The sequence below is a fragment of the Janthinobacterium sp. GW823-FHT03B06 genome (assembly GCF_058796955.1).
Map to the genome: position 1 here is coordinate 31,315 of NZ_JBXAJE010000009.1, position 25,125 is coordinate 56,439.

Annotated in this window: 26 protein-coding genes; 14 read left to right on the forward strand and 12 right to left on the reverse strand. The window is 62.7% G+C overall.

Annotated features, from left to right (window positions below; genetic code table 11):
* The first annotated feature begins 79 nt into the window (after positions 1-79).
* From AC1RBA_RS24035 to rpoH, 5 genes are all read left to right on the forward strand, one after another.
* On the forward strand, positions 80-1,021 hold the full coding sequence (locus AC1RBA_RS24035; RefSeq protein WP_230506317.1) for a MerR family transcriptional regulator: 942 nt from the start codon (positions 80-82) through the stop codon (positions 1,019-1,021).
* A 164-nt stretch (positions 1,022-1,185) separates the two neighbouring features.
* Positions 1,186-2,241 carry a signal recognition particle-docking protein FtsY gene (gene ftsY, locus AC1RBA_RS24040; protein WP_492420003.1) on the forward strand — a complete coding sequence of 352 codons (1,056 nt, stop codon included), beginning with the start codon at positions 1,186-1,188 and terminating at the stop codon, positions 2,239-2,241.
* An 8-nt stretch (positions 2,242-2,249) separates the two neighbouring features.
* On the forward strand, positions 2,250-2,993 hold the full coding sequence (locus AC1RBA_RS24045) for a cell division ATP-binding protein FtsE (protein ID WP_070222516.1): 744 nt from the start codon (positions 2,250-2,252) through the stop codon (positions 2,991-2,993).
* Positions 2,990-3,910, forward strand: coding sequence for a permease-like cell division protein FtsX (gene ftsX / locus AC1RBA_RS24050; protein ID WP_070222518.1), 921 nt, complete (start codon positions 2,990-2,992; stop codon positions 3,908-3,910). The genes AC1RBA_RS24045 and ftsX overlap by 4 nt, the downstream gene beginning before the upstream one ends.
* Positions 3,911-4,320: 410 nt before the next feature.
* Complete coding sequence (rpoH, locus tag AC1RBA_RS24055; protein ID WP_070222520.1) at positions 4,321-5,214, forward strand: RNA polymerase sigma factor RpoH; 894 nt, start codon at positions 4,321-4,323, stop codon at positions 5,212-5,214.
* Between the two features lie 89 nt (positions 5,215-5,303).
* On the opposite strand, the gene AC1RBA_RS24060 is transcribed toward rpoH, so the two are convergent.
* Positions 5,304-5,570: a hypothetical protein gene (locus AC1RBA_RS24060; RefSeq protein WP_070222522.1), complete on the reverse strand. Its 267-nt coding sequence runs from the start codon at positions 5,568-5,570 to the stop codon at positions 5,304-5,306.
* 177 nt (positions 5,571-5,747) lie between these two features.
* Here AC1RBA_RS24060 and AC1RBA_RS24065 point away from each other — a divergent pair, with 177 nt between their 5' ends.
* Positions 5,748-6,200 (forward strand): hypothetical protein, encoded by a 453-nt coding sequence (locus tag AC1RBA_RS24065; RefSeq protein ID WP_492420004.1) that lies wholly within the window; start codon positions 5,748-5,750, stop codon positions 6,198-6,200.
* Between the two features lie 3 nt (positions 6,201-6,203).
* Here AC1RBA_RS24065 and AC1RBA_RS24070 read toward each other — a convergent pair whose 3' ends face one another.
* Positions 6,204-6,551 carry an antibiotic biosynthesis monooxygenase family protein gene (locus tag AC1RBA_RS24070; RefSeq protein WP_492403396.1) on the reverse strand — a complete coding sequence of 116 codons (348 nt, stop codon included), beginning with the start codon at positions 6,549-6,551 and terminating at the stop codon, positions 6,204-6,206.
* Positions 6,548-7,675: a cytochrome P450 gene (locus tag AC1RBA_RS24075; RefSeq protein WP_492420005.1), complete on the reverse strand. Its 1,128-nt coding sequence runs from the start codon at positions 7,673-7,675 to the stop codon at positions 6,548-6,550. The genes AC1RBA_RS24070 and AC1RBA_RS24075 overlap by 4 nt, the downstream gene beginning before the upstream one ends.
* 76 nt (positions 7,676-7,751) lie before the next feature.
* Between AC1RBA_RS24075 and AC1RBA_RS24080 the strand changes: the two genes are divergently transcribed.
* The 5 genes from AC1RBA_RS24080 (at position 7,752) to AC1RBA_RS24100 (ending at position 13,818) form a co-directional block, all read left to right on the forward strand.
* Positions 7,752-8,450: an ArsR/SmtB family transcription factor gene (locus AC1RBA_RS24080; RefSeq protein ID WP_070222528.1), complete on the forward strand. Its 699-nt coding sequence runs from the start codon at positions 7,752-7,754 to the stop codon at positions 8,448-8,450.
* Positions 8,447-9,172: an ABC transporter ATP-binding protein gene (locus AC1RBA_RS24085; RefSeq protein WP_070222530.1), complete on the forward strand. Its 726-nt coding sequence runs from the start codon at positions 8,447-8,449 to the stop codon at positions 9,170-9,172. The genes AC1RBA_RS24080 and AC1RBA_RS24085 overlap by 4 nt, the downstream gene beginning before the upstream one ends.
* On the forward strand, positions 9,169-11,451 hold the full coding sequence (locus AC1RBA_RS24090; protein ID WP_492420006.1) for a CPBP family intramembrane glutamic endopeptidase: 2,283 nt from the start codon (positions 9,169-9,171) through the stop codon (positions 11,449-11,451). The genes AC1RBA_RS24085 and AC1RBA_RS24090 overlap by 4 nt, the downstream gene beginning before the upstream one ends.
* An 84-nt stretch (positions 11,452-11,535) precedes the next feature.
* Positions 11,536-13,176: a patatin-like phospholipase family protein gene (locus AC1RBA_RS24095; protein WP_070222535.1), complete on the forward strand. Its 1,641-nt coding sequence runs from the start codon at positions 11,536-11,538 to the stop codon at positions 13,174-13,176.
* Positions 13,177-13,320: 144 nt separating this feature from the next.
* Positions 13,321-13,818: a zinc ribbon domain-containing protein gene (locus AC1RBA_RS24100; protein WP_492420007.1), complete on the forward strand. Its 498-nt coding sequence runs from the start codon at positions 13,321-13,323 to the stop codon at positions 13,816-13,818.
* Between the two features lie 93 nt (positions 13,819-13,911).
* Here AC1RBA_RS24100 and AC1RBA_RS24105 read toward each other — a convergent pair whose 3' ends face one another.
* The 5 genes from AC1RBA_RS24105 to AC1RBA_RS24125 form a co-directional block, all read right to left on the reverse strand.
* Positions 13,912-14,130, reverse strand: coding sequence for a hypothetical protein (locus AC1RBA_RS24105; RefSeq protein WP_034784905.1), 219 nt, complete (start codon positions 14,128-14,130; stop codon positions 13,912-13,914).
* An 80-nt stretch (positions 14,131-14,210) separates the two neighbouring features.
* Positions 14,211-14,792, reverse strand: coding sequence for a TerD family protein (locus tag AC1RBA_RS24110; protein ID WP_070290121.1), 582 nt, complete (start codon positions 14,790-14,792; stop codon positions 14,211-14,213).
* A gap of 39 nt (positions 14,793-14,831) precedes the next feature.
* Positions 14,832-15,527: a TIGR00266 family protein gene (locus AC1RBA_RS24115; RefSeq protein ID WP_492420008.1), complete on the reverse strand. Its 696-nt coding sequence runs from the start codon at positions 15,525-15,527 to the stop codon at positions 14,832-14,834.
* Positions 15,528-15,600: 73 nt separating this feature from the next.
* A complete protein-coding gene (locus tag AC1RBA_RS24120) occupies positions 15,601-16,176 on the reverse strand; it encodes a TerD family protein (protein ID WP_070222543.1) in 576 nt (191 codons plus the stop codon).
* 131 nt (positions 16,177-16,307) lie between these two features.
* Positions 16,308-17,381, reverse strand: a complete 1,074-nt coding sequence (locus tag AC1RBA_RS24125) for a DUF475 domain-containing protein (protein ID WP_492420009.1) — start codon at positions 17,379-17,381, stop codon at positions 16,308-16,310.
* 115 nt (positions 17,382-17,496) lie between these two features.
* Here AC1RBA_RS24125 and nhaR point away from each other — a divergent pair, with 115 nt between their 5' ends.
* The 3 genes from nhaR to AC1RBA_RS24140 all read left to right on the forward strand — a co-directional run bounded on the left by nhaR (position 17,497) and on the right by AC1RBA_RS24140 (position 21,330).
* Complete coding sequence (gene nhaR / locus AC1RBA_RS24130; protein ID WP_492420010.1) at positions 17,497-18,411, forward strand: transcriptional activator NhaR; 915 nt, start codon at positions 17,497-17,499, stop codon at positions 18,409-18,411.
* 124 nt (positions 18,412-18,535) lie between these two features.
* Positions 18,536-19,870 (forward strand): MFS transporter, encoded by a 1,335-nt coding sequence (locus tag AC1RBA_RS24135; protein ID WP_492420011.1) that lies wholly within the window; start codon positions 18,536-18,538, stop codon positions 19,868-19,870.
* A gap of 119 nt (positions 19,871-19,989) precedes the next feature.
* Positions 19,990-21,330 (forward strand): hemolysin family protein, encoded by a 1,341-nt coding sequence (locus AC1RBA_RS24140; protein WP_326458246.1) that lies wholly within the window; start codon positions 19,990-19,992, stop codon positions 21,328-21,330.
* Here AC1RBA_RS24140 and AC1RBA_RS24145 read toward each other — a convergent pair whose 3' ends face one another.
* From AC1RBA_RS24145 to AC1RBA_RS24160, 4 genes are read right to left on the reverse strand one after another with little or no spacing between them, the layout of a single operon-like run.
* A complete protein-coding gene (locus tag AC1RBA_RS24145) occupies positions 21,331-22,407 on the reverse strand; it encodes an AI-2E family transporter (RefSeq protein WP_409027231.1) in 1,077 nt (358 codons plus the stop codon).
* 42 nt (positions 22,408-22,449) lie between these two features.
* Positions 22,450-23,043, reverse strand: coding sequence for an SCO family protein (locus AC1RBA_RS24150; protein WP_492420012.1), 594 nt, complete (start codon positions 23,041-23,043; stop codon positions 22,450-22,452).
* Positions 23,040-23,939, reverse strand: a complete 900-nt coding sequence (gene cyoE / locus AC1RBA_RS24155; RefSeq protein WP_070290106.1) for a heme o synthase — start codon at positions 23,937-23,939, stop codon at positions 23,040-23,042. Before cyoE ends, AC1RBA_RS24150 begins: the two co-directional genes overlap by 4 nt.
* Positions 23,940-25,115, reverse strand: a complete 1,176-nt coding sequence (locus AC1RBA_RS24160; RefSeq protein ID WP_070290255.1) for a COX15/CtaA family protein — start codon at positions 25,113-25,115, stop codon at positions 23,940-23,942.
* Positions 25,116-25,125 lie beyond the last annotated feature (10 nt).

Sequence of the window (25,125 nt, forward strand, 5' to 3'; positions counted from 1 at the left end):
ATTCAGCTATTTGGTCCGGGGCGGCGGAAGGCGTAAAATGCACTCCACGTTCTTTTTGGCATGCGAGCAAGCCCCTGGTATGGATACTGACCTGCAACCTACTTCCGCCTTCAGCATCAGCGATGTCGAGCGCGATACCGGGCTGGCCAAGGAAACCTTGCGTGTCTGGGAGCGCCGCTACGCTTTTCCCCAGCCTCAGCGCGACGCCTTTGGCGAGCGCAGCTACCCGGCCGAGCAAGTGCAGAAGTTGCGCATGGTCAAGCGCCTGCTGGACCTCGGCTTTCGTCCGGGAAAAATCATGCAGCACAGCACCGTGCAACTGCAGCAGCTGGCCAGCGCCGGCAGTGCGGCGCCGTCAACGCCGCCTCCGCAGCTCGAACACTACCTGTCGCTGTGCCGCGGCCACCAGATGGCGGAACTGGGTGACGCCCTGCGCCAGGCGCTGGCCGTGCTGGGCTTGAAAGCGTTCACCATCGACGTGATCGCCCCCCTGACGGGCATGGTGGGCGAGGCATGGGCTTGCGGCGACCTGGCCGTGTATGAAGAGCATCTGTATAGCGAAACCTTGCAAACGGTGATGCGCCACGCCATCTTTTCCCTGCCGCAGGCAAGCAGCCCATCGACGCGCACGCCGCGCATCGTGCTCAGTACCTTGCCGCAGGAGCGTCATGGCCTGGGGCTGCTGATGGCCGAGGCGCTGTGCGCGGCGGCGGGCGCCCATTGCATGTCGCTGGGAGTGGAAACGCCGCTGACGGACATCGTCGCGGCCGCCCGCGCGCAGCGGGCCGATATCGTGGCGCTGTCGTTTTCCAGCGCCAGCAAGCAGCGGCAGACGCGCGACAGCCTGCAGCAACTGCATGCGAACTTGCCGCCAAGCATGGAATTGTGGGCAGGGGGACGCAGTCCCGTGCTGTACAAGCAGCCCCCTTCTTTCCTGCATGTGCTGGACTTGCGGCAAGTCGACGAAAGCATCGCCGACTGGCGCCGCCGCCACCAGGCGCTGGCCCTGCAAACGCATTGAACCCGTTGAAAAGCGCGGCAACTGCGGCGATCTCCGTGGATAGGCACGCAATGTTGCCAATCGAACAGTAAAGCATGAAGGGCCGGGCGCGCTCTGGTAGAATAGCCCGTAACACAGTGTCCGGCGCCGCCGGGCCTTAGGTCAGCACCCGCCACCACACATCCATGTTTAGTTTCTTCAAGAAAAAACCCATCGCTCCCGAGGCCGCACCAGCCGAGCCCCTCGTCCTTCCCGCCACGCCGCCCGCACCGCAGCCTGCCGCTGCGCCCCTGAGCGGCGCGCCAGCCGAGCTCGTGCCCGTGATCGTCGCTGCCGAACCCGAGAAAAAATCGTGGATGACGCGCCTGAAGGCGGGCCTGTCGAAAACCTCGAACACCTTGTCCGTGCTGTTCGTCGGCGCGAAGATCGACGACGCCCTGTACGAAGAGCTGGAAGCGGCGCTGCTGATGTCCGACGCCGGCATCGACGCCACCGAATTCCTGCTCACGGAATTGAAGAAAAAGGTCAAGGAAGACAAGCTGCTCGACGCAGCCGCCGTCAAGGCCGCGCTGAAAGTGCTGCTGATCGAGCTGCTCTCGCCGCTGGAAAAGCGCTTCGAGCTGGGCCGCCACAAGCCGCTGGTGATGATGATTTCCGGCGTCAATGGCGCGGGCAAGACCACCACCATCGGCAAGCTGGCCAAGCACATGCAGTCGAACAACCAGTCCGTGCTGCTGGCCGCGGGCGACACCTTCCGCGCCGCCGCGCGCGAGCAGCTGATGGTCTGGGGCGAGCGCAACAACGTTACCGTGATTTCGCAGGAATCGGGCGACCCGGCCGCCGTGGCCTACGACTCCGTGCAATCGGCGAAGGCGCGCGGCATCGACGTGGTCATGGTCGACACGGCCGGCCGCCTGCCGACGCAGTTGCACTTGATGGAAGAATTGAAGAAAATCAAGCGCGTGATCGGCAAGGGCATGGAGGGCGCACCGCATGAAACCCTGCTCGTCATCGACGGCAACACGGGCCAGAACGCCCTCACGCAAGTGAAGGCCTTCGACGATGCCCTGCAGTTGAGCGGCCTGGTGATCACCAAGCTGGACGGTACCGCCAAGGGCGGCGTGCTGGCGGCGATTGCCCGCGTGCGCCCCGTGCCCGTGTATTTCATCGGCATCGGTGAGAAAATTGAAGACTTGCAGCCTTTCGTGGCTGCCGAATTTGTCGAAGCGCTGCTCGGATAAGCCCATACATGATTGAATTTCAGCACGTCTCCAAGCAATACTCCCCCGACGCCGTGGCGCTCAGCGACATTTCGCTCAGTATTGCCAAGGGCGAGCTGGTCTTCCTGGCCGGCCCGTCCGGCGCCGGCAAGTCCACCTTGCTGAAAATGATCGCCGCTATGGAACGCCCCACGTCGGGCAAGCTGATCGTCAATGGCCAGGACATGGCGAAGATCAAGCCGGCCGGCGTGCCGTTTTTGCGCCGGAACATGGGCCTGATCTTCCAGCAGCAAAAACTGCTGAACGACCGCTCCATCCTGGCCAACGTCATGCTGCCGCTGCTCGTCGTCGGCGCGCATAAAGTTGCCGCCGAGCAGCGCGCGCGCGCCGCGCTCGACAAGGTGGGATTGCTGGACCGCGCCATGGCGCGTCCGCTGTCGCTGTCGGGCGGCGAGCAGCAGCGCGTATCGATCGCGCGCGCCATCGTCAACCGGCCGCAGATCATCCTGGCCGACGAACCGACGGCCAACCTGGACCGCGCCAGCGCCAACAAGGTGCTCGACGCCCTCAAAGCATTCCACTCGGTGGGCGTGACTTGCCTCATTTCCAGCCATGACGAACAGATGCTCGACGCCGCCGCCCGCGTGATCCACCTGAAGAACGGCCAGCTGGTCGCCATCGACAAGGCCACGCAGGCGCCCGTCTTCGCCCCGCCCGATCCCGACTTTGCGCCCGCTCCCGACCAGGACGACGCGCAGGGAGAACAGGCATGAGAGGCTGGTTCCGTCAACACCGCTTCGCGCTCGGTTCGGCGCTGATTCACTTGCGCAAGTCGCCAGGTGGCTTTTTACTGAACGTGCTCGTCGTCGCCATCGCCCTGTCGCTGCCGTTCGCCGGCTTGACCATGCTCGACAATGTGCGCCCCATGTCGGAACAGATGTCGGTCGACCCGGAAATCAGCGTCTTCCTGAAGATCGACACGCCGCGCGAGCAAGCCGTGGCCCTGGCCAGCGCCATGCGCAAGATCGTCGGCGAGCAAAAGGCGAAGATCGTCTTCATCCCGCGCGAACAGGCGCTCGATACGCTGAAGAACAAGAACGGCCTGGCCGACGTACTGAGCACCCTGGGCGACAATCCCCTGCCCGACAGCTATGTGCTGAAACTCGACGCCTTCAGCAGCGCCAGCGAAGCGCAGGATGTCGATGCCGTGGCGGAACAGTTGCGCCACCTGCCGGGCGTGGAATCGGCGCAAGTCGATTCGGCCTGGGTCAAGCGTCTGGCGGCCCTGCTGGGCGTGCTGCGCCTGGTGCTGCTGCTGCTGGCCATCACCCTGGGCGTGGCCGTCATCGCCGTGGTCTTCAATACCATCCGCCTGCAAGTGATGCAGCAGCGCGATGAAATCAGCATCTCGAAACTGATCGGCGCCACCGATACTTTCATCCACCGCCCCTTCTATTACACGGGCGCCCTGCTGGGCCTGTGCGCCGGTGCGCTGGCGCTGGGCGCCGTGGCGCTGGCCTTGCAGCCGCTCAATACCGCGATTGCCGAGTTTGCACGCCTGTATGCGTCCGAATTCCAGCTGGTGCCGCTGGCGCCGCTGCCGATGGCCGGCTTGCTGGCCGTCAGCGCCGGCCTCGGCCTGATCGGCGCCTTCCTCTGCGTACAGCGCCACCTGGCGCGCCTGAACTGACCTTCCTTTCCATGGCGGCGCTCCTGGCGCCGCCATGCGCCTCGCCATCCCCATCTGCTGTTATCTTGATATTTAGCAAGTATTCTTAAGGCTCGCTTCAGCCAGAGGCCGTAGACTGGCTACGTTGTCGTAAAGCGCTATCTCGCGCTGTTCAGAGATATATATCAAGCATTAAATCACCATAGTATTTAGGCTATCAGGACGATTAAATGTGCTGATTGGCACTCTCAGGCAGAGAGTGCTAATATAGGGACATACCAACAGCAGAACCGCCATGGACGCCAGATGAAGATGGTGCCGCGATCTGCAAAGTGCAAGACCGAATACGCAAAACAGAACAGACAATCGGGCCACATCGTGTGATGTGGCCAACTGGAACAAAGCACGACTACGAGGGAGAAAACATGACTATGATGTCCGCAACATCCGCATTGGTTCCGACCAAAAGTAATGCGCTGGGCCTCGGGTTCACTGGCAATCTGGGCAATATCGACGCCTATATTTCGGCCGTGAACCGTCTGCCCATGTTGACCCACGACGAAGAAATTTCGCTGGCGAAACGCCTGCGCGAAAAAAATGACCTGGCCGCCGCGCAAGAGCTGGTGCTGTCGCACCTGCGCCTGGTGGTCTCGATTGCCCGCGGCTATCTGGGCTATGGCTTGCCGCATGCCGACCTGATTCAGGAAGGCAATATCGGCTTGATGAAAGCCGTGAAACGTTTCGATCCGGACCAGGGCGTGCGCCTGGTGTCGTACGCCATGCACTGGGTGAAAGCCGAGATGCATGAGTACATCCTGAAAAACTGGCGCCTGGTCAAGGTCGCGACGACGAAGGCGCAGCGCAAGCTGTTCTTCAATCTGCGCAGCCACAAGACGGGCCTCGATGCGATGACGCCGAAACAGATCGATGCGCTGGCCAAGCTGCTCGACGTGAAGCGCGAAGAAGTGATCGAAATGGAAACGCGCTTGAGCGGCCGCGACATCGCGCTGGAATCGCCGACCGACGATGAAGACGACAAGTTTTCGCCGATCGCCTACCTGTCGTCGGAGCAAAGCGAGCCGACCAAGGTGCTGGAAGCGGAACAAGTGACGCGCCTGCAATCGGAAGGCCTGGAAACGGCCTTGTCCAAACTGGACGCCCGTTCGCGCCGCATCATCGAAGCGCGCTGGCTGGCCAACGACGACGGTTCCGGCGCCACGCTGCACGCGCTGGCTGAAGAGTTCGGCGTATCGGCCGAGCGCATCCGCCAGATCGAAGTGGCGGCGCTGAAGAAAATGAAGGGCGCCCTGGCGGCCTACGTGTAATCGAAAGCAATGCCGCAATGCAAAAGGCGCCGCAAGGCGCCTTTTAGTTTTATAAATGATATTTATCAACAGATAAACATTGTCAGCCCTTATGCTGCAGCCAAGCCCTTGGTGATCAGCTCGGCGACCAATTCATTCAGATCCACGCCGCGCTCCTTGGCCAGGGTCTGCAATTGCAACACCAGATCGCTGTTCAGCTTGACGGCGAACGGCACCAGGCCCAGCGCCTGATCGCGCTTGCGCTGCTCGCGGCGGTCGACGACCACCGCTTCCTTACCGAATGCACCGGCGCCGGGAACATTCATCTTTCCCATCAGTTTCTTGGCATCGCTTTTGGCCAGGTCGGTTTTTTTCATGGTTGTTTCCTGATTTTCAAAACAGCCATTCTACGCAGTAATCGGCGCGCCGCGTGGCCGACGCGTCAATTCATCGGCAGCGCGCCAATAGTGCGCCGGAAAAATATCATTTTGTTATTATCATTTTCATCCCACGCGTGGACGCCACGCCGGGACGCTCCACCTGAAAGGAAAAACATGCACTATCTACATCAATCGTACCGAACATGGTTGTTACCCCTGTTCATCGCCTGCGTGGCCGTGCTGGCGGGCTGCGGCGCGGCTGGCAGCGCCGGCGACGCGGAAAACACGCCGCGCAGCGTCACCCACGTGCTCTCGCCGGGCGAACAGGTCGCCATCACGGCCACCGATACCCTGAAACTCGAGCGCGTCAACGACAGCCGCTGCCGCAAGGGCGCCGTGTGCGTGTGGAAAGGCTACGTCAGCTACAGTTTCAGTTTGCTCAACAGCGCGGGCGCCACCGATATCGTCTTGTCCGAGTCCATGCCCGGCGCCGCCAGCTCCGTGACCGTCAACCACCTGACGTTCACTCTGCTCGACGTCGATCCGGCCACGCCGCCCGCCCTGGACGCGGCCGCGCCCACCTACCGGGTCAAGGTAAAAATCACGCAGGGCGCCCTGCCCCGCTAAGCGTCAGACATCGTGGCGCTGGCGGCTGTCGGTCGGCGCCTGTTGCCGCTCCAGCATGCCGTAATCACGCACCACGCCGGCGATGCGCAGCCGGTAGTCGTCGAACACACCGTGCCTGCCCGCCGATTGCGCCGCGCGGTGCGCTTCCAGCTGCCGCCACTGTGCCAGTGCCGCTTCGTCGCGAAAGAAAGACAGCGACAGCAGTTTGCCTGGCTCGCTCAGGCTGCTGAAGCGCTCGATGGACATGAATCCATCGACTTCAGCGAGCAAGGGGCGCAGCGCGGCCGCCAGATCCAGATACTGCTGGCGTCCTTCGGCGCTGGGCCAGACTTCGAAAATCACGGCAATCATGCTATTTCTCCATTGCTGAAAACGGGGATGCGGGCGTTCAGCGAAGGCCGGTACGACCAGGCCAGCGGCATGTCTTCCAGCCCATCGGCCCATGCCTGCAGGCATGCCGTGGCAATCGTCTGCGCGATGGACTGGCCCGGACAGGCGTGGCGGCCATGGCCAAAACCCGACTCCGCCTGGCCGACGCTGGCCAGCACGACGATGATCGTCTGTCCGGCCGGTATGCGCACGCCGGGCAACTCCACGGCATCGGCCGTGTAGCGGCGCGTGTTGTGGATCGCGGGATCATGCTGGCTGACTTCGCGCAGCAGAGCCGGCCATCGCTGGGGCGCGGCGCGCAGTTGCGCGAACAACTGCGGCTGCGTGCACAAAGCGACCGTGGCATTGCCCAGCAGACCTGCCGTGGCGTCGCACGTCTGCGACAGCAAGCCCACAAGGTTGGCCAGCACGCCGCCAGACGCCTGCCAGCCGACGGCATCCGCCCCGCTCACGATGTCGTGCAGCAAGCTGCCGGGCAAGGCATCCGCCTCGCGCAGCAATACGGTAAAACCGTGCAGCAAGGCGTCGGCCGCTTGCTGCGCGCCGGCCAGTTGTTCTCCATTGCTCAGCGGCGACAAACAGGCGACAAAGTCGCGCGTCCAGGCGGCCAGCGCCGGCCATTGCGCTGGCGCAAAGCCCAGCAAGTCCGCCATGGCGAACAGGGGCAGCTCAAAAATCGCCTCGTTCAGCTGCGCGGCGCTGCCGGGAACGCGGTCGCCGGCAAACTGCATCACCCGTCCGTGCAGGCGAGCCAGGTCCACCTGGCCCAGCGCGCGCGCCAGCACCTGTTTCGGCACGGCATGCCGCTCGCCGTCGTTCATGCGCACCAGTTCGGCAAAGATGGCGCCGCACGGCGTGCCTGCCAGGTTGAGCGGCACGGCCTGCCCCGGCGGGCGCACGCGGCAAGCGGGATGCTCGAGCACGGCCCGCACGCCGGCCGCGCCCGTTGCCAGCCAGCAATCGAGCGACGCCTCGAAACGCAGCGGCGGGCCTTCCGCCAGGCGGCGATAGTAGCCATACGGTGCCGCGTGGGTGACGGCGGAAAAAGGGTCGGTGGGGGCGATAACAACGTCGGCGAGCGGCATGCGCATTCCATTGCAGTGATGTGGGGACACGAGTATGCTGCCCCTTCCACCACAACACTTCGCCCACGGACGAATCATGGATGACAAACTTCCCTCGGCCGACATGGGCCTGGCGCAACTGGCCGGCGCCATCGCCGAACCGGCCCGCGCGCGCATGCTGTGCAGCCTGCTCGATGGCCATGCGCGCACGGCCACGGAACTGGCCACCTTGGCCGAGGTAGGCGCCTCGACGGCCAGCGCCCATCTGGCGCGCTTGCGCGACGACGGTTTGCTGTCGATGCTGGCGCAGGGCAAGCACCGCTACTACCGTCTGGCCAGTACGGAGGTGGCGCGGGCGCTGGAAGCGCTGCTGGTGGTGGCCGGCGTGCCAGCAACGCCGTTTACACCCTCCACGCCGGACCGCTTGCGCCATGCGCGCACCTGCTACGACCACATGGCCGGCACGGTCGCCGTCGCCATGCACGACCAGTTGCACGCGCAAGGCTGGCTGCTCGACGATGATGGCGAAGGCGAATATTGCCTGTCGGAAGCGGGTGCGGCCGGCATGGCGGCGCTGGGCATCGACGTGCCGCAATTGCAGCGCCAGCGCCGCCGCTTCGCCTGTGCCTGCCTGGACTGGAGCGAACGGCGCGCCCATTTGGGCGGGGCGCTGGGGGCGGCCCTGCTGCAGCTGGCCCTGCGCCGGCGCTGGGCCGAGCGCGAACTCGACAGCCGTGCCCTGCGCCTCACGCCCGATGGCGAGCGGCGCCTGCTGGCCGCCCTGGGGGCACCATGATCAGCTTCGAAGGTTTGTCCAAACAGTACGGCACGTTCGAGGCCGTCAAGCCGCTGACCTTACAAGTGGGCAAAGGAGAGGTCTTCGGCTTCCTGGGCCCGAATGGGGCCGGTAAAACCACCACCATCCGCATGCTGATGGGCATCCTCGTGCCCAGCAGCGGGCGCGTGCTGATCGATGGCCTCGATTGCCACCGCGATGGCGCCGCCGTCAAGCGCAAGGTGGGCTATCTGCCCGACAATCCCATCTTCTACGATTATTTGCGAGGACGTGAAATCCTGCAATTCGTGGCCGAAATGCATGGCTATCCACGCGCCGAGGCGGCCACGCGCACGGCGCGTCTGCTGACGGAATTCGGCCTGGACGAGGCGAGCGAGGATTTCGCCGTCAATTATTCGCTGGGCATGAAGAAAAAGCTGGGCCTCGCGTGCGCGCTGATCCACGATCCCGCCGTGCTGATCCTCGATGAACCGATCAACGGCCTCGACCCGCGCGCGTCGCGCGACGTGCAGGAACGCCTGCTGCGCATCGCCGCGGCCGGCACCACCATTTTTGTTTCCACGCATTTGCTCGACATGGCGCAAAAACTGTGCAGCCGGGTTGCCATCATCCACCGTGGCGCCCTGGTCGCCACGGGCAGCCTGGACGAGATCCGCCAGCAGCTGTCCAGCGACGGCAGCCTGGAAGACCTCTTTTTGCAACTCACCGACGAAACCGCATGACACCGGCGCCGCCCACCGCCTGGCGCGCCGTCTGGTTGCTGACCCGATTGCGCCTGCAGCGCCTGCTCAACGTCAGCGGCAAGGGCTTGGCGTTCCATCGGGGAGGCAAGAGCCGACCCGCCACGCCAGGAAAGAAACGAGGGCGATGGCTGCTGGGCGCGCTGCTGGTCTTGCCCATGCTATTTGCCTCCGGCAATATCGCCCGCCACAACCTGCTGAACATGCATTGCCTGCTCGACCAGGTGACCGTTTGCCAGGCCAAGGGCAGCCTGCAGGCAGGCGAGCGCGTGATGGCGCCCGTCATCGCCCACTTGATCGAGCAACCGTTCAGTGCGGCGCTGGCGGGCGCCCTGACCTTGCAATTGGCGCTGCTGTGGCTGGTGAGCCTGCTGCTGCCGCTGGGCATGGGAGAACTGTCGAAGCCGGACTGGGACCTGGAATGGCTGGTCACCCTGCCCGTCGACAAGGGCACCCTGCTGTGGGCGCGCGTGCTCGAACGCACGCTGGTCAACCCGCTCGGCCTGCTGGTGCTGTGGCCCGGCACCACCATGATCGCCTGGTATTCGGGCCAGGACTGGTTTTCGCCGCTGTCGGGGCTGTTTGCCTGCCTGCTCCTGCTGGCCCTGGCGGCCATGTTGCGTACCCTGATCGACACGGGCTTGCGCCTGTCGCTCAGTCCTGCGCAGCTGGGCAACTTGCAGGCCCTGCTGTCGGTGGCCGGCCTGTTTCCCATGTATATGGGCATGTCGTTCGGCATGGGTACGGGCGGCTTTGCCCACGCGTGGGCGGCGGCCATGCCGGCCTGGACCGGCTGGACGCCGCCGGGCCTGCTGGTGAGTTTGCTCAATGCCCAAGGTGCGGCAGCAGCCTTGCCGGCCGTCCTGCTGCTGGCGCAATGCCTGTGCTTGATGCAGCTGGGCATGGCCCTGCTGCGCCGCCAGCTGCGCCACGGCGTGGTGGGCGCGGGCCAGCGCGAGGCCGGCCGCAAGCGCTCCCCTGCGAACCAGTCCGCTGGCAAGTGGCGCGCCCGCCCCGGCACGGTGATCCAGCGCCGCGAGCTGACTTTGCTGCTGCGCGACCGCAATTTTCTCGTGCAAACCCTGTTGCTGCCCTTGCTGATCCTCGGTGGCCAGGCCCTGTTCTCGGGCCAGGCACGCGACCTGCACGAGCTGCTGTCCAGCCCCGTCTTGCTGGCCTCTACCGGCTTTTTCCTCGGCACTTATGTGCTGATGATGTCGGCCTTCCAGACCCTCAACAAGGAAGGCGGCGCGCTGTGGCTGCTGTACACGTTTCCCGTCGCCGTCGACCAGGCGCTGCGGCAAAAAGCCCAGCTGTGGGCCGCGCTGGCCCTGCTCTACCCCTTGATCCTGTTCAGCGCGGCGCTGGCCTGGCAAGACGCCTGGCGGTGGGACATGGCGGGTTTGATGCTGCTGGCCCTGGCCGGTATCCCCCTGTACTCGGCGATCGCCGTGGCGCTGGGCGTGTTTGCCAGCGATCCGCTGGCCACCGAGGCGGCGGTAAAGATACGGCCCGCCTACACGTATCTATACCTGCTGCTGACCGGCCTGTACATCGCCGCGCTGGCGGCCGGCAGCCTGGCGCAGCAACTGGTGTTTGTCGTGCTGACGGCGGCGCTGGCCGTGGCCCTGTGGCAAAAAGCACGCGATGCGCTGCCCTACCTGCTCGACCCGTCCGCCTCGCCGCCGGCCAGGGTCACGGCAGCCGACGGCCTGATCGCCGCCATGCTGTTTTTTATTCTGCAAATCCTGCTGTTGATCCTGCTCAAGGACAAGGTGGCTGGCGTGCTCACGTATGTGCTGCTGCGCCTGGTCTACTGGCGCAGCAAGACGGCCGGCGTGCCGCGCATGGCACGAGGCCGGCACCCCTGGCGCTGGGGTACGGCAGGCGCGGCCGTATCGGCTCTCTGCGGCATCGCCTGCACGCTCGTGCTGCAAGCACCTGCGGCGGCAGCGGGCGACAGTTCGTGGGACAGCCTGTGGCTGCTGGCTCTGGGCGTGCTGGCCGCGCCCCTGTGCGAGGAATTCATTTTCCGCGGCTTGCTGCAGGGCGGCTTGCGCCGTTCGCTGCCGGCCTGGCAAGCGATCGCCATCGGCGCGACCTTCTTCGCCATCGTCCATCCGCCCGTGTCGATGCTGCCTGCCTTCGTGCTGGGCCTGTGCGCGGGCCTCGCGTACGAACGCAGCGGCGCGCTGTTGGCGCCCATACTGGTACACGCGGGCTACAACGCCGCCCTCCTCGCATATCAGCTGCATGCTTAATCACCAGCAAGTTTGCTAGAATCGCACACGTTTCCGTCCGTATCCCAACCAATGACTACGCACAGATCACGCATGAAGCCACGCTTGTTCGCACCATTTATCCTCGTTGCGCTGCTGAGCGGCTGCACGGTACTCGCCCTGCGCCCCAACAGCGGCGTGGAAAACCGCACGTTCACCGTGCAGGAAGCCCCGCGCCTGCGCATCGACGCGCCCAAGGCGCGCATCCAGCAGCCCATGCCCAACGACCACTTCATCGGCATCGCCCTGTCCGGCGGGGGCAGCCGCGCAGCCAATTTCTCGGCCGCCTCGCTGGAGCAGCTGGAAGAGTTCGGCCTCGTCAGCGGCGCCTCGGCCATCTCCGGCGTGTCCGGCGGCGCCATCGCGGGCGGCTACTATGCGCTGCATGGCAAGCAGACGGATTGGCCTTTGCTGCGCAGCAAGCTGAAAACGGATTTCTTCGGCCAGACCATTTTGAAACCTGCCAACCTGACGACGATGTTGTTGACGAACAAGACGCGCACCTCGTTCCTGTCCGACGTATTCGACGATGTGCTGTACGACAAGAAAACCTACGAGGACTTGCCGCACGATGGCCCCATCTTCCTGGCCAACGCGACGGACGCCACCGATGGCGGCAAGCGCGTGGTGTTTTCTTATGAGTATTTTTACGGCACCCTGCATTCGCCGATCCAGGATATCCGCCTGGCAACGGCCGTGGCCACCTCGGCCGCCTTTCCCGGCGTGTTCGATTCCGTCACCTTCGAGCGTTTCCGTCCGAAAAATACGTTCGTGCCGGAGCTCGGTTCCGAGTCGCGCGAATCGCCGTCCTACGTGCACCTGTTCGATGGCGGCGCGGCCGACAACCTGGGCGTGGAAACCCTGTGGGACGTGGCCCTGACGCAGCTGTACGGCAACGACATGGCCGTCGTGCCGCCGCGCCTGAACAGCAAGCCCTTCATCCTCATTTCCATCGACGCCAACGCGCCCAATTCCAGCGCCGTCTTCGAAAAGATGTCGGACGAGCGCCAGCCGCTGGACCGCATCTTCAACAAGAATATCTACGACGCCGTCGATGCCCTGTTTTCGCGCCAGCGCAAGGAAAACCTCGTCAAGATGGGCTTTGGGCAAGCCCGCTTCGATACCATCACGCATGAAAACTTTGGCGACCTGAGCCAGAAATTCGTCAAGGGCAAGCGCACCTCGGCCTTTGCCATTCCCGTGCTGTGCCGTCCCCACCTGGGCCAGTACCGCTGCGAAGTCGATGCGGCCGATCCCCTGCCCGGCCAGATCCGCACGCGCCTCGAAGGCTTTGCCTGGCATATTTCCATCGACCAGATCGCCTCGCTGGCGCTGCGCCTGTCCAGCGGCGACGCCCAAGTCGACAGTGCCCGCAAGGAAGAGCGCGCCGCCCTCGTCAAGCTGCAACGCCTGGCCACGCAGACGAAAACCCATCTGAAACTGACGGGGCCGGAAAACTGCAGCCCGGACGTCTTGCAATCGGCGCTGTACAGCGCCGCGCGCGTGCTGATCCTCGACGACGAGGAATCGCGCTTCGCGCTGTGCGACTACATGTTGGCGGGCAAACTGATCAATGACGACACGGTCTGCAAGCAGCGCTACGTGCACGCCGTGCCCCGCTTCGCCATCGAAAGCGAAGATTTGCAATACCGTAACCTGAGCTCAGACGGCAATTCCGTGAACGTGCCGATACGCTGCAAGAAATGAGCTGCCTGTCACGACAAGGGTAACTCTTGATTGTAATCAAGACAGCCATGACGTCGACGAAGAAGAATGCACTGTACGGCTGTTGCGGGGGATAAACCCATGCACCGCAGCCGCCTGGTCACCATTCATCGTGAAGGATAGCCCATGTTTTGCACGGCATGCGGGACGCAGCAAGCGGAAGGCAAGACGCACTTTTGCGCCAACTGCGGCGCGCGCAGTGACGCCGCCGAGGCACTGCCTGCCGGTGTGGCTGGCTGGAGCTGGGGCGCCTTCCTGCTGAACTGGATATGGGCGATCGGCAACCGCACGTGGATAGGCTTACTCGCACTGATCCCCTACGTTGGCATCGGGGTTGCCATCTGGCTGGGCATCAAAGGCCGTGAGATGGCCTGGAAAAATGGAAAATGGCAAAGTGTTGAACACTTCAACCTGGTACAACGAAAGTGGTCGCAATGGGGCATCGGTCTTACGCTAGTCATCGGCGTGATCAGCCTGTTGCTGTCTTTCGCCTTACTCGTATCGTGGTCGAAAGACATGAAGCGCGTTGACGCCAGCACCGTCGACACCCTGCTGGCGGCAGCGGAAACGTCCTCGCCAGAGGCCGCACAAGCGGCAATATGCCCAGCCGAAAGCGATGAGTAGCGCCTCGCACGCGCACAAAAAAGCCCGCACGATCGCTCGTACGGGCTTTAGCGCAAGGATTCCTGGCGCCCGGTTGATTTAGATCAATCGACCTTAAATCAAGCGACTACGCCTGCGCATGTAGCTGCGGCTTAACGCACCTTCCAGTTCCTGCTCCGTTTTATGCTGGTTCACCGTGTACAGGGCCCACAGGGCCGCCGGCGCCCAGCCGATCACAGTGCACTGCAAGATCAAGGCGGCGGCACCGGCCAGCGGGCGCCCCAGCATGAAAAACGTGAGACACGGAAGTAGCAAGGCTATCAGCAATCGCATCACGACATACTCTCCTTCAAAATAGAGCAGCGGACAAGGGCCGGTATCCGGTCCGTCCCCCGCCCGCTGCGTACTGCTCCTTATAGATGCACTGAGATTTGGGGCATCAGGTCGTCAAACGTGCGACCGTTGCCGTTTTCTCCGATGGCGTGCATCTTCCATTCGCCGTTATGGCGGTACAGCTTCGCCATGATCTGTGCCGTGTGGGAACCTTGCACAGACAGGTTGAAACGCGCGACTTCCTGGTTATTGCTGGCATTCAAGATGCGGCAATAGGCGTTTTCCACCTGCGAGAAGTTCTGGCCAGTAAAGCTGTTGACGGTGAAGACCAGGCTTTTCACGTGCGCCGGCACCTTCGACAGATCGACATTGATCTGTTCGTCGTCGCCATCGCCCGCGCCCGTGCGGTTGTCGCCCGTGTGGACAATGCTGCCGTCCTTGCTTTTCAGCTGGCGGAACCAGACGATGTCGGACGTGCCCTTGTTTTCATCGAACATGACGCACGAGGCGTCCAGGTCGACGGCTTCCGTCTTCGAACCGAAACCGAGGAAACCCTTGGTCTTGGCCGCATCCCAGCCCAGGCCCATGGTGATACGGGTCAGGGTGGTACCAGCTTCTTTGTCCAGAGAAATCTTCTGGCCCTTGCTCAAATTGACAGACATACGCATAGCTCCTGTTTGCTTAGTTACATCAAATATTAGTTACGCCGGCTTGCTTTGCGTCCAGGCGAGGAAGGCCGCGCGGTTGCGCGAGCACACGAGGATTTTTCCCGTGCCTGAAAATTTCAGTACTACGCCTTCGCCGCTGGTCTGGCTATTGATCAAATTGCCCAGAAAGCCGCCGCTGCTGCCGGTCGTCATGGAAATTTCGTACTGCAGGCGGTTGTCCCAGCATACGACGTGCGAGTTATCGATCACCACGTCCTTGCCAGGCGTCACTTCCAGTTCCGACATCGCGCCAAAACCGGACACCGCCAACTGGCCGCTGCCTGCCGTCTCGGTGATGAAAAACCCACCGCTCTGGGCAAACAGCGCATTGCCAAGGCTTTGCGTGCGCACCTTCAATTCCACGCCAGACGTGGCCGCCACGAAGGCGCCGTCGCTGATCATGTATTGCTGGGCACCCACCTCGAGCACCCGCATCGCGCCGGGCAAGGTGGGCGACAGCAGACAGTCGCCGTCGCCCCGCATGGCCTCGATATGCTGCTGAAAGAACGATTCCCCGTTGGCAAAGGTGCGCATCAGCGCAGCGCCTATGCCGCCCGTCATCTTGCCTTTCAGCTCAAGATTGGTTTCCATCATCACCATCGCATCGGATTCGCAATAAATCTTCTCGCCCTTGGCCAGCGACACATGCAGAAACGGGTCGACGTCCCCTGTTACATTAAAAACCGGCATTCAACTGTTCCTTCCTCAACGATGATGGTGATGGCGGCGGCCCGCGCTGCGGACCGCCTTGATTATTTACAACTTATACGCCGACGCCGAACGATGCGGCGAGTGGGCCCAGACCGCCTTTATATCCCTGGCCGATAGCCTTGAATTTCCAATCGCCGCCGTTGCGGTAGATTTCGCCGAAGACCATGGCCGTTTCCGCCGAACCGTCTTCCGACAGGTCGAAGCGGGCGATTTCCGTGTTGCCGTTGGCGTTGACGCAACGCACGTACGCTTTCGATACCATACCAAAGTTTTGCTTGCGCGCTTCGGCATCGTGAATCGTCACGCAGACGGCGATCTTGTCGATCTCGGCCGGCACCGTGGCCAGGTCGACGACGACGGTTTCATCGTCGCCATCGCCGGCGCCGGTGGTGTTGTCGCCCGAGTGGGTGACGGAACCGTCGCTCGACTTCAGGTTGTTATAGAAAATCATGTCGACGTCGGCGCGAACCTTGCCGTCGGCCTTCAACAGGAATACGGAACCGTCGATGTCGAACGCGGCGCCATCGGTGGCGCGGGCATCCCAGCCCAGGCCGATGATCATCTTCGAAATGCCGGGGGCTTCCTTGCTCAGGTTAACGTTGCCGCCTTTTTGCAGACTGATTGCCATGATGTATTTCTCCTATGTGGGTTGTATATGATCAAACACCTGGCGTCCTCCACCGGCCTGACTCCCCAGGCCGGCGGCGACGCTTGCTGCAACTTGCCGACAAACGGGTGTAGTCGTTTGCCGCGCATTCTTTACACTGCCTTGACCGCTTCCAGCGCTTCCGTCCGGCCTTCTTCGAGGGCCATCCTGCGCTTGTAGCGGATCGACGACCACAGCGAGGCGAGAATGAAGGCCACCCCAATCAGACCCGTGAAAATCTCGGGAATGTGGAACTTCATGCTGACCAACATGATCACGGCCAGGATACCGATCGCATAGTGCGCGCCGTGCTCCAGATAAACGAACTCGTCGAGCGTGCCCTTGCGCACCAGGAACACCGTCATCGAGCGCACGAACATCGCGCCGATCGCCAGGCCCAGCATGATGATCACGACATCCTTGGTGATGGCGAACGCGCCGATCACGCCGTCAAAGCTGAACGAGGCGTCGAGCACTTCCAGATACAGGAAGCCGCCAATACCGCCGCGCTTGATGATGTCGCCCATGTTGCCGTCGCCGTTATCGCCTTCCAGCAAACCGCTGATCACATCGACGCCCACGTAGGTCAAAATACCCCACAGGCCTGCCGTCAAAACCACCAGCTTCTGGCCTTCTTCGATCATCGACAGGCTGGCCATCAGGGTACCGAGCGCGATCATCACGGAAATCGACGAGATCTTGCCCAGCGCACCCAATTTTTCTTCAATACGGCCCAGCCAGTGCGTTTCTTTTTCCGAGTCCAGCAGGAAGTTCAGGAAGACCAGCAGCAGGAAAATGCCGCCGAATGCCGCCACTTCCGCGTGGTGATTCGTCAGGTGCATCGAATACTGTTCCGGATTGCTCAGTGCCAGATTCCATACTTCCGTCAAGCCCAGGTCCGCCGCTTGCGCCACGATGACCAGCGGGAACAGCAGACGCATGCCGAAGACGGCGATGATGATGCCCACGCCCAGGAACAGGTTTTGCCAGAATTTGTCCCAGTTCTTCAGCACCGAGGCATTGACCACCGCGTTGTCGAACGACAGCGAGACTTCCATCACGCCCAGGATCACCGCGATACCGAGCGCCGCCAGCATCGTCTGCACGCCACCGTGCGTGTAACCCCACCAGGCGGAAATGCCCAGGCAGATAAATGTCACTAGAAATGACACTCTGAAATGCTTCATCGATAGTTCCCCGTTATCTAGATTTAATGAAACATAGTATAGGGACATGTCACACATTTAAAAATAGAAGATAATGGAAGTATTACTTCGTAAAAACAGAAGATAGGATATCGCGATGAAAACCACGGGCTTCAATTACCGCCATTTGTACTTCTTTTGGGTGGTCGCCAAGGAAGGCGGCGTGACGCGCGCGGCCGAACGGCTGGGATTGGCCGTGCAAACCATCAGCACCCAGCTGGCCCTGCTGGAAAAGGAACTGGGCCGCTCCCTGCTGCAGCCGCAGGGACGCCGCCTGGTGCCGACGGAAGCGGGCCGGCTGGCGCTCGGCTATGCGGACCAGATTTTTTTGCTGGGCGAGCAGATGCAGGATGCGCTGGCCGATACGGACGCGGAAAAGATGCGTTTGACGGTGGGCATTTCCGATTCCCTGCCGAAACTGATGGCCTACCGCATGCTGGACGCCACGCGCAGCCTGGACCAGCCCGTCAAGCTCGTGTGCCTGGAAGACGAATTTGAATCCTTGCTGGCCGACCTGGCCCTGCACAAGCTGGACCTGGTGTTGACGGACCGCGCCGTGCCGGCCGGCGCCAGCCTGCGCGTGTCCAGCCACCTGTGGGGCGAAAGCGCCATGAAACTGTTCGGCATCCCCGCGCTGGCCGCACAATACCGCGACAACTTCCCGCACAGCCTGCATGGCGCACCATTCCTGCTGCCGGCGCGCAATAACGCCTTGCGCGGGCGCATCGATGAATGGATGGTGCAGCAAGGCGTGCGGCCCGATGTGGTCGGTGAATTCGAGGACAACGCCATGCTCAACGCCTTCGGCCGCAAGGGCCTGGGCCTGTTCTTCGCCCCGGCCAGCCTGGCGGCCGATATCGAGGAGCAATTCGGCGCCGTGCTGGTCGGCGACGCCTCATCCCTGCGCGAACAGTTTTATGTCATTTCAAACGAACGCAAGATCATGCACCCGGCACTCGATGTCATCCTGGCCGCCATCCAGGGCCAGCCAAAGATTAACAAGGAAAGCTGATAAATCCATTCGAAAATAACGTTTGAATAATCAATCAAAAGCGATTGTAATAAAGCCTGAGACAAACACGCGCGCCTCCCTCGCCGGCAGGGTGCGATCACCATAAAAAAACAGGAGCATCACCATGTCCACGGCAGGCAAGACGATCGATATTCCCGATCTCATCAATAACAACAGGATCGGCTCCTTCCAGATCGGCATGCTGATCCTGTGCGGGCTGTGCGTCATCATGGATGGCTTCGACGTACAGGCGATGGGCTATGTGGCGCCCGCCATCATTGCCGACTGGCATGTCAGCAAGGCCAACCTGGGTCCCGTGTTTGGCGCGGGCTTGCTGGGCATGCTGGTCGGCTCGCTCGTCTTCAGCATCACGGCCGACAAATTCGGCCGCCGTCCCGTGCTGATCGGCTCGACCATCTTCTTTTCGCTGTGCATGCTGGTCACGCCGCTGGCCACCACCATCGAGCAATTGCAGCTGATCCGCTTTATCACGGGACTGGGCCTGGGCGCCGTGATGCCGAACGCCATGGCGCTGGCCGGCGAATACAGCCCCCTGCGCAAGAAAGTCACCTTGATGATGCTGGTCTCGTGCGGCTTTACCCTGGGCGCCGTGCTGGGCGGATTATTGTCCGCCGCGCTGATTCCCGCCTTCGGCTGGCAATCCGTGTTTTACGTGGGCGGCGTGGTGCCGCTGGTGATCGGCGTGCTGATGTTCTTCCTGCTGCCGGAATCGATGCAATTCCTGGTGCTCAAGAAACGCAAGCTGGATAAAGTCGCCCAGTGGCTCAAACGCATCGATCCCACCGTCAACATCACGGCCGACACGCAATACGTCGTGCATGAAAAGGAACACAAAGGCGCGCCCGTGCTGCAATTGTTTACGGGCGGCCGCGCCAAGATGACGATTTTGTTGTGGGTCATCAATTTCATGAACTTGCTGAACTTGTATTTCCTATCCAACTGGCTGCCGACCATCGCCAAGGAAGCGGGCCTGTCGACGGCCAACGCCGTGCTGGCGGGCACGGCCCTGCAAGTGGGCGGCACCATCGGCACCCTCGTCATGGGCCAGCTGATCGACCGCTCCAGCTTCCGCCGCATCCTGCTGCCGTGCTTTTTGGTCGCTGCCGTGGCAATTGCCCTGATCGGCCGTCCCGACGTGTCGCTGGCCTTCCTGTTCATCACGATCTTCATCGCCGGTTTCTGCGTGGTGGGCGGCCAGCCCGCCGTCAACGCCCTGGCGGCCAGCTACTACCCGACCACCCTGCGCTCGACGGGCATCGGCTGGAGCCTGGGCATCGGGCGCATCGGTTCCATCATCGGTCCCGTGCTCGGCGGCGAGCTGATCCGTCTGAACTGGCCCAACAGCACGATTTTCCTCGTCGTCGCCATCCCCGCCATCGTCTCGGCCGTCATGGTGTTTGCCATGCGCGGCGGACCGCAAACGGCGGCCAAAGGCTGAAAAGCGCGAAAAACCCGCCGCGCGCGCCCGCCTGCACGGGCGGGGCGCGCGGCTAAATTAGGCTATGGCGGCCTTCGTCGTTTAAGATGACGTTTTAACAGCCCATCTTTTGCGCCCCCATGCACAATGTCTTGCTAGTCCTGCTCGCCCTCTTCCTGGTCGCGCTGAACGGTTTTTTTGTTGCCGCCGAGTTTGGCATCGTCACCTTGCGGCGCACGCGCATCCGCGCCATCGCCAAGACGCAAGGGCTGCGGGGCCGCATCCTGGCCAAGGTGCATGGCCAGCTGGACGCCTACCTGTCCGCCTGCCAGCTGGGCATCACGCTGGCCTCGCTGGGCCTGGGCTGGGTCGGCGAACCGGCGTTCGCCGGCTTGCTCGAGCCGCTGTTCGGCGCCGTCGGCGTCACCTCGCAAGAGCTGATCCACGGCATCTCCTTCGTTCTCGCCTTCAGCGTGATTTCCTTCCTGCACATCGTCGTGGGCGAACTGGCGCCCAAATCGATGGCCATCCGCAACCCGGAAGCCGTCGGCCTCTGGAGCGCGATTCCCCTGTACGGCTTTTACTGGACCATGTATCCGGCCATCTACCTGCTCAACGCCAGCGCCAACTGGGTGCTGCGCCTGGCGGGCCTGTCCGGCAAGGGCGGCCACGATGCCCATTACTCGTCCGAAGAACTCAAGCTGATCCTGCGCACCAGCCAGCCCGGCGAGAAATTTACGCGCGACGAGCGCAACATCCTGGCGCAATCGCTCGATTTCGAACAGATGACGGTGTCGGACCTGATGCGCCCGATCAATGAAGTGATCGCCCTGCACGCCTCGAACACCTTGGAAGAAAACCTCGACACGGTGCTGCGCAACCGCTTCAGCCGCTACCCGTATTTCGACACGAATGAAGACGACGTGCTGGGCGTGGTGCACCTGAAGGACCTGTTCTTTGCCCAGCAGGCGGGCAAGCCGATCACCTCGCTCACGCCGTTCCTGCGTCCCGTCGACATCATTTCCGCGCGCACGCCGGCACTGGAACTGTTCCGGCGCTTTCGCGACGGCGCGCCGCACTTCGCCCTGATCGGCGAAAAGGGCAAGCGTCCGCTGGGTTTCATTACGCTCGATAACTTGCTCGGCGCCATGGTCGGTGAAATCCGCGACGAATTCCGCCGCAATGAAAACGACTGGCTCAAGCAAAGCGACGGCACCCTGATCGGCAAGGCCAGCCTGCCCATCTTCTCGCTCGAACGCATCCTCGGCATCGATATCGAAAACGAGGAACTGGGGCTGGACGACGTGGAATCGGTGGGCGGCTTGATCATGGTCAAGCTGGGAGACATTCCGAAGCAGGGCCAGCGCATCACCTTCGTCGACTTCGACATCGTCGTCAAGAAGATGAACGGGCCCCGCATCGTGCTGATCAAGGTGATTCCGAAGCAGGAACGCGATCTCGATGCGGACTTGCGCGACTGATTACTTCTTCAAGGTAATCGTATCCTTGCCCTGCGGCACGGTGGTCTCGCCCACCGTCCACGTTTGCAACAGGCTGTACAGCACCGCCAGCAGGGTCGGCCCGATGAAAATGCCGACGAAGCCGAAGGCCAGCACGCCGCCCAGCACGCCGAGCAACACCAGCAAGAACGGCAGGCTGCTGCCGCGGCTGATCAGCATGGGTTTGACCACGTTGTCCACGCCGCTGATCAGCAGCGCGCCCCACACCAGCATGAAAATGCCCCAGCCCGTCTGGCCGTCTGAAAACAGCCAGATGGCGGCACCGCCCCAGATCAGAGGCGGACCCACGGGGATCAGCGAAAAAATGAAGGTGGCAACGCCCAGCAGCGCGACGGCCGGCACGCCGGCGATCAGGAAACCCACCACGGCCACCAGCGCTTGCGCCAGCGCCGTGCCCAGCAAGCCGTACATGACGCCGCGCACGGTGCGGCTGATGGTCAGACCCACGCCGGGCGCGCTGTCGCCGATGATGCGGCCGGCGCCCGTCATCAAGGCACGGCTCAGCTGCTGGCCATCGCGGTAGAGGAAGAAGCTGACGAACACGGCCAGGCTGGTCTGCGCCAGGCCCGTGCCCAGCAGGATGCCGCCGGAAGCGAGGAAATGGCGCGCCGGCTCCAGCATCGTCTTGCCCAAATTCAATAATTCCTCGCGATCGGCGAGCAGGCGCTCCACGTAGCCGGCGATGGTGTCGCCCACCACGGGAATGCTGGCCAGCCAGGCGGGCGGATGCAGGCCGCCCGTTTCCAGCGCCGTACGCAACTGTTCATAGATGCGCGAGACGTTATCGGCCAGGTTGTAGGTGACGAGGGCCAGCGGCAGCACGATGACCAGGAGCAATGACAGGGTCATGATGGCGGCCGCCCAGTTGCGCCGGCCTTTCAGGCGGTCGAGCAGGAGGAGATACAGGGGCCAGCTGGAAATGCCCACGCAAGCGGCAAACAGCATGGCGGCCAGGAAGGGCCGCAAGACGAAAAAGCAGCCGATCAACAAGAAGATGATGGCTGCCAGGCGGGCGTGCGGCTCGAAACGTTTATCCATGTACTGCGTATCCTGAAGATGGCGCCCGGGGGCGCGACCGGATCAGGATAGCAGAAGTTTAAGATCGTGCGCGATGGCGGCAGGCTTTTCGCCGTGCCGCACGAACAGGCGGATCTTGCCTTCGCGGTCGAACACATAGGTGCCCGCCGTGTGATCGACCGTGTAGCTGCTGTCCGTTTCGCCCTCGACCTTGGCGTAATACACCTTGAATTCCTTGGCCACCCTGGCCGTCGCGGCCGCATCGCCATACAGACCCACGAAGCGCTTGTCGAAAGCGGGCACGTATTGGGCCAGCAATTGCTGCGTGTCGCGCTCGGGGTCGACGGTGACGAACAGCACCTGCACCTGGTCCGCCTGCGGACCCATTTCCTTCATCACCTGCGCCATGTCGGCCATGGTCGTGGGGCAGACGTCCGGGCATTGCGTGTAGCCGAAGAACATCAGCACCAGCTTGCCCTTGTAGTCGGCCAGCGTGCGCGGGTGGCCCGTGTGGTCCGTCAGCGCGAATTCGCGCGCGTAGCCCAGGCCCGTCACGTCCGTGTTCTTGAATGCCAGCTTCGGTGCGGCAGGCTTGCCGCAGCCGGCGAGGACGACGGCCAGCGCGGCCGCCAACAACAAGGTCAGGTATTTTTTCATGTGCCGAGGGGAATGTAGTGATCGACCAGCAAGGCCGCGAACAGCAATGCCAGGTAGATGATGGAAAAAGTAAACGCTTTGCGCGCGATCAAGTCCGTGTAGTGGCGGTACATCTTCCACGCGTAATACAGGAAGCCCGCATTGAGCAGCACGGCCGAAGCCAGGTAGATCAGGCCGCTCATGCGCACGGCATACGGCAGCAAGGTGGTGGCGGCCAGCGCGATCGAATACAGCCAGACGTGGAATTGCGTAAATTGCATGCCGTGCGTGACGGGCAGCATGGGCAGGCCCGAGCGCGCGTAATCGTCGCGGCGGTACATGGCCAGCGCCCAGAAGTGCGGCGGCGTCCAGACGAAAATGATCAGGACCAGCAGCCACGCCTGCATCGGCACGTCGTTGGCGACGGCCGCCCAGCCCAGCGCGGGCGGCATGGCGCCGGACAGGCCGCCGATGACGATGTTTTGCGGCGTGGCGGGTTTGAGCACCATGGTGTAGATCAAGGCATAGCCGACAAAGGTGACAAAGGTCAGCCACATGGTCAGCGGATTGACGAGGTGATACAAAATCGCCATGCCCAGGCCGCCGATCACGAGCGCGAACACCACCGTCTGTTTCACCGTGATGTCGCCCATGGCCATCGGACGGCGCGCCGTGCGGGCCATGCGCGCATCGATCTCGCGCTCGGCCAGGCAATTGACGGCAAACGCGGCGCCGGCCAGCAGCCAGATGCCGATGGTGCCGAACACCACCGCATGCCAGTCCGGCAACTCCTCGCTGGCCAGGAACATGCCGATGACGGCGCAAAATACGGCCAGCTGCGTGACGCGGGGCTTGGTCAGCGCCCAGTACTGGGCGATGCGGGGGGATGGTTTACGGCTGATGGTCTGAGTAGTCATTTATGCGGTACGGGAAGGACTGGCTGGTGCCGAGGGCACTGGCGCGGCGGCGCAAGCGCGCTGAACATTGCGCGCTACATCGAGTTGGAATTTAGCCTTGTAGTTTAACATGGTCAGCAACAACACGAGCAGCGCCGCCCCGCCGTTATGCAGCACGGCAATCGACAATGGCCAGCTCAGGTAGATGGTCGCCAGGCCCGTGGCCGCCTGCAGGGCCAGCACCAGCGCCACCCAGCGGGCCGTGCCGCGCAAGGATGGCAATTTCCACGCGCGCCACACGGTATAGCCGATGCCGGCCAGCACGATGAAGGCGAAGTTGCGGTGCACCCAGTGGATGGCCGTCAGCGCGGAAAACGGCAAATAGTGGCCGGCGGCCGTCTTGCCCAGTTCGCGCCACAGGTGGAAACCATGCTCGAAATCCATCTCCGGAATGACCTTGCCGCCGCACAGGGGGAAATCCGTGCAGGCCAGCGTGGCGTAGTTGGTGCTCACCCAGCCACCGAGCGCGATCTGCACCGTCAAGAGCACGAGCGACATGACAGCCAGCGCGCGCACGGGGCGCAGCACGGCAGCATCCGCATCGGCGCGCAGCAAGGGTTTGACGGCATGATCCTGGCGCCCGCCCAGCCACGTCAGCATGGCCAGCAAGCCCATGCCCAGCAACAAGTGGATGGTGACGATCACCGGCTGCAGTTTCAGGGTCACCGTCCAGGCGCCGAACGCGCCCTGCAGGCAGACGAACAAAAACAGCGCCGTCGGCAGTGCGGGGGCGAATTCCTCGCGCTTGCTCTTTCTCCACTGGCGCCACGCCTGCACCATCATCGCCACGATCAAGACGCCGATGGCCATGGCCAGGTAGCGGTGCGTCATTTCGATCCACGCTTTCACTACCGTCACGGGGCCCGTCGGCATCAGGGTTTCCGCCGCCACGATGTGCTCGTGCGCGAGGAAAGGATTGGCGGAACCATAACAGCCTGGCCAATCGGGACAGCCCAGGCCGGAATCGGACAGCCGCGTAAAACCGCCGAACATGATCAGGTCGACCGTCAGGAAGACGGCGATCCACACGAGCTTGCGGTATTTATTGGCGTCCGCGGACACCCAGACCATGGTCAACGGCAGCAGCGCCACCAGCAGACCCGTCAAGCCCAGCTGGGCCAGCGCGGAGAGATGCATCGTCGGCATG